At 62.2% G+C, this 14,560-nt stretch carries 8 protein-coding genes, 1 tRNA gene and 1 pseudogene; 8 read left to right on the forward strand and 2 right to left on the reverse strand.

Translation table 11 applies throughout. The features are described from left to right. Positions 1 to 81 precede the first annotated feature (81 nt). From rpoD to BN2475_RS26760, 6 genes are all read left to right on the forward strand, one after another. Positions 82 to 2,472 carry an RNA polymerase sigma factor RpoD gene (gene rpoD / locus BN2475_RS26735; RefSeq protein ID WP_094782470.1) on the forward strand — a complete coding sequence of 797 codons (2,391 nt, stop codon included), beginning with the start codon at positions 82 to 84 and terminating at the stop codon, positions 2,470 to 2,472. A 153-nt stretch (positions 2,473 to 2,625) separates the two neighbouring features. Further along, positions 2,626 to 2,713, forward strand: a tRNA-Ile gene (locus tag BN2475_RS26740). Between the two features lie 313 nt (positions 2,714 to 3,026). After that, positions 3,027 to 6,482, forward strand: a complete 3,456-nt coding sequence (locus BN2475_RS26745; protein WP_094782471.1) for an adenylate/guanylate cyclase domain-containing protein — start codon at positions 3,027 to 3,029, stop codon at positions 6,480 to 6,482. 87 nt (positions 6,483 to 6,569) lie between these two features. Beyond that, positions 6,570 to 7,619: a patatin-like phospholipase family protein gene (locus tag BN2475_RS26750; protein ID WP_094782472.1), complete on the forward strand. Its 1,050-nt coding sequence runs from the start codon at positions 6,570 to 6,572 to the stop codon at positions 7,617 to 7,619. Positions 7,620 to 7,678: 59 nt separating this feature from the next. After that, a complete protein-coding gene (locus tag BN2475_RS26755) occupies positions 7,679 to 8,293 on the forward strand; it encodes an HD domain-containing protein (RefSeq protein ID WP_094782502.1) in 615 nt (204 codons plus the stop codon). A gap of 1,234 nt (positions 8,294 to 9,527) precedes the next feature. Further along, entirely contained in the window at positions 9,528 to 10,670 is a 1,143-nt protein-coding gene (locus BN2475_RS26760) for a porin (protein ID WP_094782473.1), read from the forward strand. Between the two features lie 160 nt (positions 10,671 to 10,830). Here the strand turns inward: BN2475_RS26760 and BN2475_RS26765 are convergent. Continuing rightward, positions 10,831 to 11,118 (reverse strand): annotated as a pseudogene (locus BN2475_RS26765) (porin); the annotation flags it as partial. Between the two features lie 415 nt (positions 11,119 to 11,533). Here BN2475_RS26765 and BN2475_RS26770 point away from each other — a divergent pair. After that, on the forward strand, positions 11,534 to 11,887 hold the full coding sequence (locus tag BN2475_RS26770; protein ID WP_094782474.1) for a transposase: 354 nt from the start codon (positions 11,534 to 11,536) through the stop codon (positions 11,885 to 11,887). Between the two features lie 113 nt (positions 11,888 to 12,000). Here the strand turns inward: BN2475_RS26770 and BN2475_RS26775 are convergent, their stop codons facing one another. Then, complete coding sequence (locus BN2475_RS26775; protein WP_094782475.1) at positions 12,001 to 12,747, reverse strand: Crp/Fnr family transcriptional regulator; 747 nt, start codon at positions 12,745 to 12,747, stop codon at positions 12,001 to 12,003. A gap of 157 nt (positions 12,748 to 12,904) precedes the next feature. Between BN2475_RS26775 and BN2475_RS26780 the strand changes: the two genes are divergently transcribed. Further along, entirely contained in the window at positions 12,905 to 14,536 is a 1,632-nt protein-coding gene (locus BN2475_RS26780) for an acyl-CoA synthetase (RefSeq protein ID WP_094782476.1), read from the forward strand. The last annotated feature ends 24 nt before the right edge of the window (positions 14,537 to 14,560 follow it).

Here is a 14,560-nt window from a genome sequence, read left to right on the forward strand (position 1 = left end):
AGAAGCCTGGGTGGTATAATAAAAGGTTTCTAGCGGTTTGTTTTTTAAGGGTTTTCCTAGCAAAGGCGAAAAGGCGATGCGATGGCAAAGACTACAGGCGGAAAGCAGGCGGCAGGTGCACGCTCCAAGGAGCAGACCAGAAAAGTCACCGAGGCCCAGCTAGTTTCTTCCGCCAGAAAAACGTCTGCTGCCAGTGTTGCATCGGCTGCCGGGAAGAAATCCTCGACCAGTTCGGCTGCGCGAGCGGATCCGGTCAGGGCGGCGAAAGCCGTGACGCCACCGGCTGCGAAACGGCCGGTTGTCAGAAGCGCAAGGGAAGCGGCTGCCGCGCAGGACGATGCGGTAGTGCGCGAGGCTCCAGAATCCACGGTTCTACCGGCTGTTGTCCACCAGCCGCGAGTCGAGACTACAGCCGGTACGGCGAACTCCATGACGAAAAAGCTGAATGAAGTACCCGTCGATGACGATGCAACCCAGACCGAAGAAACCGCTGCCGCTGCACCGGGCAAGGTGGAAAAGGTCAGGGCTCGCGATCGTCGTGCAAAGGAAAAAGCGCTGCTGAAAGATGCATTCGCGTCGTCGCAGCCGGGCACGGTCGAGGAACTCGAAGAGCGCCGCTCCAAATTGCGCGCGCTGATCAAGCTCGGCAAGGAGCGCGGCTTCCTGACGTACGCTGAAATCAACGATCACCTGCCGGACAACTTCACCGAGACCGAGGCGATCGAAGGCATCATCAGCACGTTTAACGACATGGGCGTCGCGGTGTACGAGCAGGCCCCGGACGCCGAAACGCTGCTGCTGAACGACAACGCGCCCGCGGCTTCGTCCGACGACGAAGTGGAAGAGGAAGCGGAAGTCGCGCTTTCCACCGTCGACTCCGAATTCGGCCGCACCACCGACCCGGTCCGCATGTACATGCGGGAAATGGGCACGGTCGAGCTGCTCACGCGCGAAGGCGAAATCGAAATCGCCAAGCGGATCGAAGACGGCCTGAAGCACATGGTGATGGCCATCTCCGCGTGTCCGACCACGATCGCCGACATCCTGGCGATGGCCGAGCGCGTCGCGAACGAGGAAATCCGGATCGACGAACTGGTCGACGGCCTGATCGATGCCAACGCGGATGACGCGGACGGCTTCTCCGCGCAGGAAGCGGAAGCGATCGAGAGCGAAGACGAGGAAGCCGAGGAAGAGGACGAAGAAGACGAAGAAGACGACGACGGCGCGGCGCAAGCCACGGCCAACGCGGCGCAGATGGAAGCGCTCAGGCGTGCGTCGCTCGAAAAATTCGCGCTGATCAGCGAATGGTTCGACAAGATGCGTCGCGCGTTCGAGAAGGAAGGCTACAAGTCCAGGTCGTATCTGAAGGCACAGGAAACGATCCAGAACGAACTGATGACGATCCGCTTCACCGCACGCACGGTCGAGCGTCTGTGCGACACGCTGCGCGCGCAAGTGGACGAAGTGCGTCAGGTCGAGCGGCAGATCCTGCATACGGTGGTCGACAAGTGCGGTATGCCGCGTGCGGAATTCATCGCGCGTTTCCCGGGCAGCGAAACGGACCTCGAGTGGGCCGACAAGATCGTCGGTGAAGGTCACGCGTATAGCGCGATCCTCACGCGTAACATTCCGGCGATCCGCGAGCAGCAGCAACGTCTGCTGGATCTGCAGGCGCGTGTCGTGCTGCCGCTGAAGGACCTGAAGGAAACCAACCGCCAGATGGCGGCCGGCGAATTGAAGGCGCGTCAGGCGAAGCGCGAAATGACCGAGGCGAACCTGCGTCTCGTGATCTCGATTGCGAAGAAGTACACGAACCGCGGTCTGCAGTTTCTCGACCTGATTCAGGAAGGCAACATCGGTCTGATGAAGGCGGTGGACAAGTTCGAATATCGTCGCGGCTACAAGTTCTCCACGTATGCCACGTGGTGGATTCGCCAGGCCATTACGCGTTCGATCGCCGACCAGGCGCGTACCATCCGGATCCCGGTTCACATGATCGAAACGATCAACAAGATGAACCGCATCTCGCGTCAGATTCTGCAGGAAACCGGCCTCGAGCCGGATCCGGCAACGCTGGCCGAGAAGATGGAAATGCCGGAAGACAAGATCCGCAAGATCATGAAGATCGCGAAGGAGCCGATCTCGATGGAAACGCCGATCGGTGACGACGACGATTCGCATCTGGGCGACTTCATCGAAGATACCAACACGGTGGCGCCGGCTGATGCCGCGTTGCACGCCAGCATGCGCGACGTCGTGAAGGACGTGCTCGACTCGCTGACGCCGCGCGAAGCGAAGGTGCTGCGCATGCGCTTCGGTATCGAGATGAGCACGGATCACACGCTCGAAGAAGTCGGCAAGCAGTTCGACGTGACGCGTGAGCGGATCCGTCAGATCGAAGCCAAGGCGCTGCGCAAGCTGCGTCATCCGAGCCGGTCGGACAAGCTGAAGTCGTTCCTCGAAGGGAATTGATCGGCGCGGGTGTTGATTGCCGACGATGTTGCGGTTGAAGAGGCCTCCCGGTTGTTTCGCTCAAGCGAAGCGGTTGCGGAGGCCTCTTTTTCGTGTAGTATGTCGGCCAATCAACGAATAGGCCCGGCTTTGTAGACCGGGTCTTTTTTTCTTGGGCCGGACGCCGTGCTGGTTGCAGGCAGCGGACTCATAATCCGCCTCCGAAAGGACACCGTCGGTTCGAATCCGACCCGGCCCACCAACAGTCTTAGCGATTTCTCGTGTGGAAATTCGCTCCGCAAAAACACTGTTGTTCCGCAATTCTGTTATCGAGCAGGTCCGACTGTGTGGCCGCGTTGCGTGCCTTGATCCGGTCGGTAACCGACTTCAACTCGCCGGTCACCTCCATCGCCTGCCTCGACATCGACGACATCCACGGACCCGTATCGCGCGGTTGGAGTGAAGCCGCCGCGCAACGTTCATCTACGGCGTCGCCAGTTCCGTTAGAACATGAATATCCGCGCATACGCGGCGCATAATGTCGGAGTGCTAGCCCTTGGCACAGAAGAGGGTGTATGCGCTGCACAAACTGCGGGTTTGAGAATCTCACCGGGGCCAGATTCTGCGAAGCATGCTGGGCCACGCTGGCACGCATGTGTCCGCGTTGTGGACATGAGGTCGGCCCAGCCGCCCGATTCTGCAGCGAGTGCGGAACCCCGCTGACCGAGGCGCCGGCAACCCCATTCCCCGCTCATCCCCAATCCGTTTCAGAGGCGCCCGCGCCTGTCCATTACACGCCGCACCACCTTGCCGAGCGCATCCGCGCCGAACATGCGGCGATGGAAGCGCGCGGCGAGACCGCTGGCGAGCGCAAGACCGTCACGGCGCTATTCGCGGACATGGCCGGTTCCACGGCTTTGATCCACGATCTCGACCCGGAAGTGGCGCATCGCCTGATCAAACCCGTCGTCGCGCTGATGATGGAGGCCGTCCACTACTACGAAGGCTACGTGGCGAAGTCGCTCGGCGACGGTATTCTCGCGCTGTTTGGCGCGCCGATCGCCCATGAGGACCATCCGCAGCGCGCGCTCTTCGCGGCGTTGCGGATGCAGCAGGCGATGCGCCGGCACGGCGACCGGGTCCGTCTGGAGGAAGGCATTCCTCTGCAGATCCGCGTGGGCGTTCACACCGGCGAAGTCGTCGTGCGTTCGATCCGCACGGACGACCTGCACACCGATTACGATCCGGTCGGACACACGATCCACATCGCGTCGCGGATCGAGGGAATCGCCACGCCCACGTCGATTCTCGCCAGCGAGTCCACCCACAAGCTGGCCGAAGGCTATTTCGAGTTCAAGGCTCTTGGGGCTACCCAACTCAAAGGCATTCCCGAGCCGCTGTCGGTGTACGAGGTGCTGGGTTCCGGCGCGCTGCGCACGCGCCTGCAATTGGCGGCGCATCGCGGTCTCGCCCGGTTCGTCGGCCGCGAGAGCGAATTGGAGCACCTGAATCAGGCACTTGAAGCGATCAGGGCAGGGCATGGACAGGTAGTCGACGTGGTCGGTGAAGCCGGCGTCGGGAAGTCGCGGCTCTTCCACGAGTTCAAGGAGCGTTCGCGACGCGGCTGTCTGGTGCTGGAGACTTTCTCGGTATCGCACGGCAAGGCTTTTGCCAATTTGCCGCTGATCGAGCTCCTGAAGAACTATTTCCAGATCGCCGCGCAGGACGACGAGCGGCGCTGCCGGGAAAAGGTCATCGGCAAGGCGCTGACCCTCGAGCGCAGTTTCGAGGATCTCGTGCCTTACGTGCTCTATCTGCTTGGCATCTGCGAGTCCGGTTCGGCGCTGGCGCAGATGGACCCGCAGATCCGGCGGGACCGGACCTTCGATGCGATCATGCAGCTTCTGGCGCGCGAGAGCCGCAATCAGCCGATCGATCTGTTGTTCGAGGACCTGCAATGGCTCGACCGCGAGACGGAAGCCTTCCTCGTGTACCTGATCGGCCATGTGCCGGGAACCCGGATTCTACTGCTGCTGAACTATCGGCCGGAGTACCAGCCTGCCTGGGAGCGCTCGGACCACTGTAGCCAACTCCGGCTCGAACCGCTTGGCCCGGCCGAAGCGCAGGGACTGCTGACCGCGCTGCTCGGCGACGATCCCACCCTGGTGCCGCTCAAGCAGCTCATCCTGGAGAAGACGGAGGGCAACCCGTTCTTCATGGAGGAAGTGGTCCAGACTCTGGCCGAGGAGAAATCGCTGCTAGGTGATGCCGGCCGTTACCGGATCGAGCAGACCCCGGCGACGCTGCATATCCCGACCACCGTGCAAGGCGTGCTTGCCGCCCGTATCGACCGGCTCCCGATCGTGGAGAAGGAACTGCTGCAGACCCTCGCGGTGATCGGTCAGGAGTTTCCGTTCAGCCTGATCCAGCGTATTTGCGGCGATCAGGCGGCGCAGGACGACGATCTGCGCCGCCTGCTGGCGCACCTGGAAGCCGCCGGGTTCATCTACGAGCGGCCCGCTTTTCCGGAAGTGGACTATTCGTTCAAGCACGCGCTGACCCAGGAAGTGGCCGGATACTCGCTGCTCACGGAGCGTCGCAGCGCGCTGCACGAGCGCACCGCGCAGGCGATCGAGGCGCTGTTCCCGACGCGCATCGCGGACTACTGCAGCGAGCTCGCGCATCACTACAGCCTGAGCGGCAACATTCCGAAGGCTGTCGAGTATCTGCATCGTGCCGCCCAGCAAGCGCTGCGCCATGCCGCCCATCCGGATGCGATGCATCACCTCGGCGCGGCGTTGGCGCTGCTCAAGCGTTTGCCCGACACGCCCGCACGCGCGCAACGGGAACTGACGCTGCTGCTTTCCCTGGGCCCGGCGTTGATGGCCGTGCGCGGCTATGGCGCGCCCGAGGTCGCCGCGACCTATACGCGAGCGCTGGCGTTGTGCGAGCAGACCGGCGATACATCGCAGCGCTTTGCCGCACAACTGGGACTGCGGATCTACCATGTGGTGCGCGCGGAGCACGCCACCGCGTACGAACTGTGCAAGCAGATGCTCGGCACGGCGCGGCGCGCAAAGGATCCGGGCTTGCTTATGGAGGCGCATGGCGCGCTGGGCTCGTGCTTTTTCCTGCAGGGGGACTTCGGCGCCGCTCGCAGCCACCAGGAACAGGCGCTTGCGATCTACGACCCGGAGCAGCATCAGGCCCACGTCTTCGCGCACGGCGTGGACCCCGGCATCCGGGCGCTGAACTACCTGGTTCTGACCTTGTGGTTCCAGGGATACCCCGATCAGGCGCGCAAGCGAAGCCTGGAGGCGCTGGCTCTCGCGCAAAAGCTTGCCTATGGTCCGAGTATGGCGTTCAGCCTGGCTTACGCGGCGCAGTTACATCAGCTTCGGCGCGAGTCGTCGCTGGCACGCGAGCATGCCGAAGCGGTCATCACCCTCTCGACCGAGCACGGCTTGCCGTACTGGCTCGCGTGGGGAACCCTTCTGCGAGGCTGGGCGATGAGCGAGCAGGGCAGTACCGAGGAGGGGATCGACCAGATGCGCCGAGGCCTGGCCGCCCACCGGGCCGCCGGTGGCGAAGACCAGCGCCCGTATTTTCTGGCTCTGCTTGCCGGGAGCTGTTGGCGCGCGGGCGACAGGGAGGCCGGTCTCGAAACGCTCGAAGAGGCCATGGCGATCGTGGATAAATCCGGCGAGCATTGTTACGAGGCCGAGCTGTACCGGCTCGAGGGAAGCATGTTGGCCGGCGGGTCGAATGACGTGGATGGCGTACCTGCTCGCGGCGACGAAGCCGCTGACTGTTTTCACAAGGCGATCGCGCTGGCTCGGCGGCAGGGCGCCAGATCGCTGGAATTGCGCGCGGTGTCGGGCCTCGCGCGGCTGTGGCAACGGCAAGGGAAGACGGCCGACGCACGGCAGGCGCTGTCCGAGGTGTACGGGCGCTTCACGGAAGGCTTCGACACGGCCGACCTGCAGGACGCGAAAGCGTTGCTGGATGCGCTGGCCTTGAGCGATGGATGAACGGCCTATGATGCACGGGCGGCGAACGGCGCGCCGGCGTGCGGCCCGGTGCTTGACGCCGATCTGCAGCGACCGAGGAGACGGGGTATGACGACCGCGCACACAAGACGTCGCGACGATGAAGCGCCCAGGCAGATCGCGCTGGCTTTGCAGGGCGGCGGGATGCACGGCGCGTTCACGTGGGGTGTGCTCGACCGGCTGCTCGAGGACGGCAGGCTCGCAATCGAAGGTGTCAGCGCGACCAGCGCCGGCGCGATGAACGCCGCGGTGCTCGCATACGGGATAATGAACGGCGGCGAAAGCGGTGCGCGGCAGGCGCTGCACGACTTCTGGCAGGCGGTCGCGCAGTCCGCCGAGCGCTACAACCCGTTGCGCTGGATGCCGTGGCTGAAAGGGACGCACAGCTTCGGGCTCGATCATTCGCCGCTCTATGCTTTCGCCGACATGGCGTTGCGCATCTTCTCGCCATACCAGTTCAATCCGCACAACCTGAATCCGTTGCGCGAGGTGCTCGAGAGCCAGGTCGACTTTGCCTCGCTGCGCAAGCAGTGTCCGATCCGGCTATACCTGTGCGCGACCAACGTGGAGACGGGGAAGATACGCATCTTCACGGACGAGGATGTCTGCGCGGACGCGGTGCTTGCATCGGCATGCGTGCCGACGCTGTTCCAGGCGGTCACGATCGACGGCGAGCACTACTGGGACGGCGGCTACATGGGCAACCCGGCTATCTATCCGCTGATCTACAACTGCAAGACGCGCGATGTCGTGATCGTCCACGTCAATCCGCTTGTGCGCCGCGGCGTGCCGATCACGGCGGCCGAGATCCTCAACCGCATCAACGAGATCAGCTTCAACTCGTCGCTGATGCGCGAGATGCGCGCGATCGCGTTTGTCACCGATCTGATCCAGCAAGGCAAGATCGAGCGCGGCGAGTTGAAGGAAATGCTGATCCATTCGATTCGTGCCGACGACGCGATGTGCGCGCTCAGCGTGTCCAGCAAGTACAACGCCGATTGGAGTTTCCTGTGCGATCTGCGCGACAACGGGCGGCGCGAAGCCGATGCGTGGCTCGCGCGTCACCACAGGAACATCGGCCAACGGTCGAGTATCGATATCCGCAAGGAGTTTCTCTGAGCATCGTGATGACGGCGGCGCAGGGCAGCCGTATGCTAGCGCCGCGCAAAGGAGAGGGGATGAACCAGACGCAAGCGCGCTTCATCTCGTTGTGGTCGCGCAGCGGCGGCGGACATGCCGAGGCCGTCTATGCCGATCTGGCGCGATGCTATGCGGAACCGGCGCGTCACTACCATACGCTGCGTCATGTGCGCCGCTGCCTGCGCGATCTCGATCTGGCGCGCGCAGCGGTTCCCGATCCCGATGCCGTCGAGCTTGCGCTGTGGTGCCACGACGTGATCTACGTTCCTGGCGCGGGGGACAACGAGCAGCGCAGCGCGGACTGGTTCCGGCATCGGACCGACGGCCGTGTCACCGCGTCCGAGTGCATCTGCGCCATGATTCTCGCGACGCGGCACACGCGTGTGCCGGCCGGACTGGACGGCCGTTTCGCGTGCGACATCGACCTCGCGGTGCTCGGCGCTGCGCGCAGCCGGTTTCGCGAGGACGGGGTGCGCCTCAGAGCGGAGCGCCCCGACCTCGATGACCGCGCGTACGACCTGCACGAACGGACGATTCTGGGCGGCCTGCTCGCGCGTCCACGCATCTATCACACCGATTTTTTCCACGCGCGATGCGAGACGCGTGCGCGCCGTAATCTCACATGGCGGCTTGGCCTGCCGATGCCGGAATGATCATGGAGCGGTGGATATTCCACTTCAACGGGGCGGTTGTCCGCCAGCTCATGAACAGACACTGACCAGATCACGCGTACGGGCTGCACACCCTCGAACATTTGAGGCGGGTCTGCATCCTGCCTCAAAACCGATCGAGCTCGCCCCATGTCGAGGCCGGATTTAGATGTCCGCTGGTGTGCCGTCAGACAACACGTGCCGTCGCCGGGCGAGTAGCCGTGCCCGATGCCCCGCACACCGCCCGATTCGCTTGCGCTCGACGTTGCGCCGAAGGACGAAGAAGCGTTCAAACGCTTTCAAGTTAGGCCATAAAGGGCGGCCCGCCTGGAACTAGGGAAACTCCGTGTAAAACGAGGGACGGCTGCACCGTTAATTAACTAAGGAAGGCTGTTCGATGTTTGCCTCCGCTTTCAGCTCGGGTTTTGTCACGCGGCGGACGGCGCCGCAGTTCACCTCCGGGCAACGTCTGCGCTGAAGGCTTCCTTATTTGTCACACGCAGTGCAAAGACAAAGGCGCTAATTGAAATTGAAGCCACAGGAGAAATTCACGAGACCGCCCGAGGGCGGTTCTTTTTTATTGGCGGTCGCGATTACGACGTCTGGGAAGTGTGGGGCGTCGAGCTGGCAAGCCACGCCAGATAAGGTGCCATCAATGCGCAAGGCTTAATGGCGCAAATACGCGCGAAATAGTTCAATGCACCATGAAACGATTTAATCGGCCCAATTGCGACGGGCTTATAGGCACTCGGCGCCAAACGTAGACTGTATCAATTCCATTAAGTTCCCGGCTTTCGAAAATAAATTTATAACGCGACCACATAGTCGACCGCCATTGCCTCATTTTCGAGCAATAAATAGCGGTCGACGTTTAATCGTTCCGACCCGATTACGTCACGCGTATTAAAGCACTGTTGCGTATCAGCAACTCTCAATATTGAGATGTTGCAAATTACCTGTGAAAGGCGCAGTCGCGCCAAGCGGTGGATATTGCAATAAGTGACGGTAAATCAAAAGCTTAACGCCACCCGCGCGTGCATTGTTGCGAATTTCGAAAAATCCTGTTGCGCAATTTGCCGGCGTCGCTACCAGGGTGTCCCCCTACACTCACGGCTCGTTTAAAGGGTGCCCGGCCGATCCGGAAACGGTTCGGCTAACAGGGCGGCGGTGCATGCAATGTGTGCGCTGCTGAGGCAGGTCCCGCTCCCCGCGAAAATTTATCGAACTGGAGTACCACATGAAAAAGAGTCTCATCGTCGTTGCGGTTGCCGCATCGTTCGCTTCCGTCGCTCACGCACAAAGCAGCGTGACCCTGTATGGTCTGTTGGACGCGGGCCTGACGTACACCAGCAACGTTGACCACAGCTCGAAGTGGGCAGCAGGCAGCGGCGGCATCAGCCAGAGCATGTTCGGTCTGCGCGGTTCGGAAGATCTGGGCAACGGCCTGAAGGCAATCTTCACGTTGGAAAGCGGCTTCAACATCAACAACGGCAAGTTCGCTAACAACAACGGCATGTTCAACCGTCAAGCGTTCGTCGGTCTGTCGAGCGCGCAATTCGGTACGGTCACGCTGGGTCGTCAATACGACGCAGCTCAAGACTACCTCGCACCGCTGACCGCAACGGGCAGCTGGGGCGGTACGTACTTCGCGCACCCGTTCAACAACGACAACCTGAACACGAACGGCGGCCTGTCGGTCAACAACTCGATCAAGTACTCGAGCGCCAACTATGCAGGCTTCACGTTCGGCGGCACGTACGGCTTCTCGAACCAGGCTGGCGCATTCGCGAACAACCGCCAGTACAGCGTGGGTGCTGCATACCAGTGGCAAGGTCTGCACCTGGGCGCCGCTTACGCACAGCAGAACAACCCGGCTGCAAACACCAGCGGCGCTTCGGACGGCGTGCTGGCGAACACGGCAGGCACGATGACCGGCGACTTCCGTCAACGTCAGTTCGGCGCAGCTGCTTCGTACGCATTCGGCCCGGCTACCGTCGGTGTGGCATGGACGCAGTCGCGTGTCGACAACCTCGTCGGTGCTGCTGCGGGCCAACGTCAAGGTCATTCCAACAACTACGAAGTCAACGGCAAGTACAACGTGACGCCGGCTCTGGGCCTGGGCGTTGCTTACACGTTCACCGACGCGCATGGGTATGGTGTGAACGCCGACGGCAACGACATGAAGACCCGTTACCACCAGATCGGCCTGCAGGCTGACTACTCGCTGTCGCGTCGTACGGACGTCTACGCTCAAGCCGTGTACCAGCACGCAATGGGCGACGGCGGTGTCGCTTCGATCTACAGCGGCGACAACACGCAACTGCCGTCGTCGTCGAAGAACCAGACGGCTGCTACGGTCGGTCTGCGTCACCGCTTCTAAGCTTCGGCAGAAGCTGGTCGTAGTACAAAAGGTGCCGTTCGCGGCACCTTTTTTTATGGGCGCGGCAGTCGATCTGCGACTCCCGATACTCCTGGAAATGGCGCACCGGATCACGCACGCCATCTGGGTTGCGGGGCCTTCGCGGACCCCGCCACCCGCTTTAGAAAATCGTACGCAGACCGAGTGCAACGCCGGTCTGATTGTTGCGGCCCGGCAATTCGACCGAGGCGGCACCCGATACCTTGTTGAAATCGACCGTGCCGTATACCTCGGTGCGCTTCGACAACGCATACTCGGCAAGCGCCACGAACGTGTAGCGATAGCCGCTACCCAGCTGGCCGTTGCCGATCGCCGCATTCGACATATGGTCGTAGTACGCCGCGCCGGTCAGCGCGAGCGCGGGCGTGGCCTGCCACGAGACACCGGCGAATGGACCGTTGTCGACCCGAGCCCTTCACGATATCGACGCCTGGCACGAGCGTCTGCTGCGCGAGTGCGTTATCGGGACGACACGGGCTTCGTTGTCACGGCGAGGGCAGCCCCGCCCACGAGTGCGGCGGTCTTGAGGAGTCTTATTTGTCTCACTGGAATTCCTGCGGATACGGTTATGGATTTTTCGTTCAAACGCCCGGCGCGCGCCCGAGGGTCACGCGCCGGGCGCGCCGATGATAGACCACCACCTGCACCGCGCCATTAGTCCTTTGGTGCAATAAGGTGTTGCGATTTTTGACGATTCCACCTGGCGTCTGACAAGAGTTAACTTTCGTGGTCGCGCGCATGGGCTAACCTCAAAACTGATTGATTCATGGACCCCCTTTCGCGGCGACGCCAGCACGTGTGTTGCACGTGCGCGTTCTTACTACATGAATACTTCTCGTGCAAACCTGAGGGCTCAAGGGCCGACGATCCACGATCTGACCGATGAACAATGGCAGTGCATCGCGCCACTGTTACCTGAGATGCTGGATCACGGCCCACGTCGCGGCCGTCCCAACATCGACACCCGCTGGGTCCTCAACAGCGTGATGTGGGTGCTTCATACGCGCGCACCGTGGAGCGCGATGCCCGAGCGCTACGTGCCTTATCAGACCGCGCATCGCTACTATCTGCGCTGGAAGAAATCAGGCGTGCTCAGCGCGATCGCGCTCGCGCTGTTCAAGACCGAGACGATCCTGGAGCGGCGCGCCACACGCAAAAGCGAAGCGCGTGCCGAGTAGGCCGTTCAGGACCGTATCTTCTCTTTGCGACGATCACACAAAGGCCGTCACTGGGCAATTCCGGTGACGGCCTTTTTCTTGGAGGGTAGTTGCAGCATTGCGTTGCTGCGCAGTTAGATCTGTTCCTGGCCGAACGCGCACAGACGTTCGAGATCGAGCACGTCGATCTGGTTGTAGGAGAGGCGCAAAATGCGCAGCCTTTCGAGGTTTTGCAGCGCCTGGTTGATCCGCTGGCGCGAAACGCCCGCTAGCAGGCCGACTTCTTCCTGCGAAATGGCGAGCGTGCGGCCAGTGTCGGGATAGAGATCAGGATTGAACAATTGTGCGAGCGACTGCGCAACTCGCGCATCGACATCCAGCAGACGGCTATTCTGGATCGACGCGATGAATTCACCCATGCGGTTGTTCAGTTGCCGGATCACGAAGCCGGTGAACGGCAGGCTAGACTCCAGTAGCGCATGGAACGTCGCGGATGGCACGAACATCACGAGCGAAGGTTGAATCGTGGCGACGTCGTATTTGCGCAATTCCCGTTTGATCACACTGCCTTCACCGAACCAGCCCCCGGGCGGCACGCCGGACAACGTGCAGCTGCGCCCAGACGCGTTGTAGATCGCGAGTTTGATGAGCCCGGAATGCACGCCGATCCAGTAGTCCGACGGCTCCTGGCGGCGCGCGACCCACGCTCCGCCGTCCAGATGCTCCGCATGCGCGGTGACGAGGACCATCGCCTGATGCTCGGCGGCCAGCGCCCGAAACCACGCGCAGCGGGCGAACAGCCGCGCCAGATCGGCGCGCGCCACCCGCTCTGGGCGGTATGGGCGGGCATCTGCCAGGGTGGTGAGCGGAGTGTCGTTCATAGGCGGCTTGGGGAGTCTCAGGCTGAGGTCGGTTCGGCAGCGCCGCGAGCGTAGCACTCTGTCATTTGGATGACAGACAGTTCATGATGCCAATTGCTAGTCTATTTCATCAATCAGAATAGTTGACGGCGCGGCCCGCGCCTCAGGAGACGATGCAATGAAGCACATGTTCGAAGAGGGCCTCGAGCGGCGCGAGGCCAACTATGTCCCGCTGACGCCAATCGATTTCATCGTGCGCGCAGCGGAAGTCTACGGCGAGCGGCTCGCGGTCGTCCATGGGGAGATTCGCCGCAGCTGGCGCGAGACCTACGAGCGGGCGCGGCGTCTGGCCAGCGCGCTGCAACGGGCAGGGATCGAACGCGGCGATACCGTCGCCGCGTTGCTGCCCAACATTCCCCCGATGATAGAAGCGCACTTCGGTGTGCCGATGGCCGGCGCCGTGCTCAATACGCTCAATACGCGGCTCGATGTGCCGTCGCTGTTGTTCATGCTGCGCCACGGCGCGGCGAAGGCGCTGATCGTCGATACCGAGTATGGCGAATTCGCGCATCGCGCCGCGCTGGAATTTCCCAACTTGCGAGTGATCAGCGTGGCTGACGTGATGCCCGCCGACGCCGCGCAGTTCATCCGTACAACGGACTACGAAGCGTTCCTGCAATCCGGCGACCCCGCATTCGCGTGGCTCGCGCCGGCCGACGAGTGGGATGCGATTGCGCTGAATTACACGTCGGGCACGACTGGCGATCCGAAGGGAGTGGTCTACCATCACCGGGGCGCATATCTGAATGCGCTCAGCAATATCCTCGAATGGGACATGCCCAAACACGCGGTCTACCTCTGGACCCTGCCGCTCTTTCACTGCAACGGTTGGTGCTTTCCGTGGACGGTCGCCGCGCGTGCGGGCGTCAACGTGTGCCTGCGCAAATTCGACGCAAAGACAGTGTTCGAACTGATTCGCCGCGAGGGCGTCACGCATTATTGCGGCGCGCCGATCGTGCAGAGTGCGCTCGCCAACGCGCCGGCGGAATGGCGTGCGGGCATCACACAGCGCGTATCGACGATGGTGGCCGGCGCAGCGCCTGCGCCCGCGGTGATCGCGAAGATGAAAGAGATCGGGTTCGAACTGACGCACGTGTACGGGCTGACCGAAACCTACGGGCCCGCCGCGGTCTGTGCAAAACAGCAGGCATGGGAAGCGCTCGACGACAGCGCGTGTGCTGAACTGAACGCGCGGCAGGGCGTGCGCTATCACCTGCAGGCCGCAGTGGCCGTGCTCGATCCGGATACGCTCGCACCGGTGCCCGACGACGGCGAAACGCTCGGCGAGATCATGTTTCGCGGCAACATCTGTATGAAGGGTTATCTGAAGAACGAGCGCGCGACCGAAGCAACCTTCCGCGGCGGCTGGTTCCATACCGGCGATCTGGGCGTGCGCATGCCCGACGGCTATATTCGCATCCGTGATCGCAGCAAGGACATCATCATTTCAGGCGGCGAGAACATCTCGAGCATCGAAGTCGAGGATACGCTGTACCGTCATCCCGCAGTAGCGGTTGCCGCCGTGGTGGCGATGGCCGATCCGAAGTGGGGCGAAGTGCCGTGCGCTTTCGTCGAGCTCAAGGAGGGGGCTCAGGTGACCGAGGCCGAGATCATCGCGCACTGCCGGCTCTTTCTGGCCGGCTACAAGTTGCCGAAAGCGGTGCGCTTTGGCGAATTGCCCAAGACGTCGACGGGAAAAATTCAGAAGTTCGAACTGCGCGCACGGGTCAAGGCGGAAGGCAATAAATAGCGCGCGTCATTGCATCGGGTCGTG

The organism is Paraburkholderia ribeironis, assembly GCF_900019265.1.
Lineage (GTDB): Bacteria > Pseudomonadota > Gammaproteobacteria > Burkholderiales > Burkholderiaceae > Paraburkholderia > Paraburkholderia ribeironis.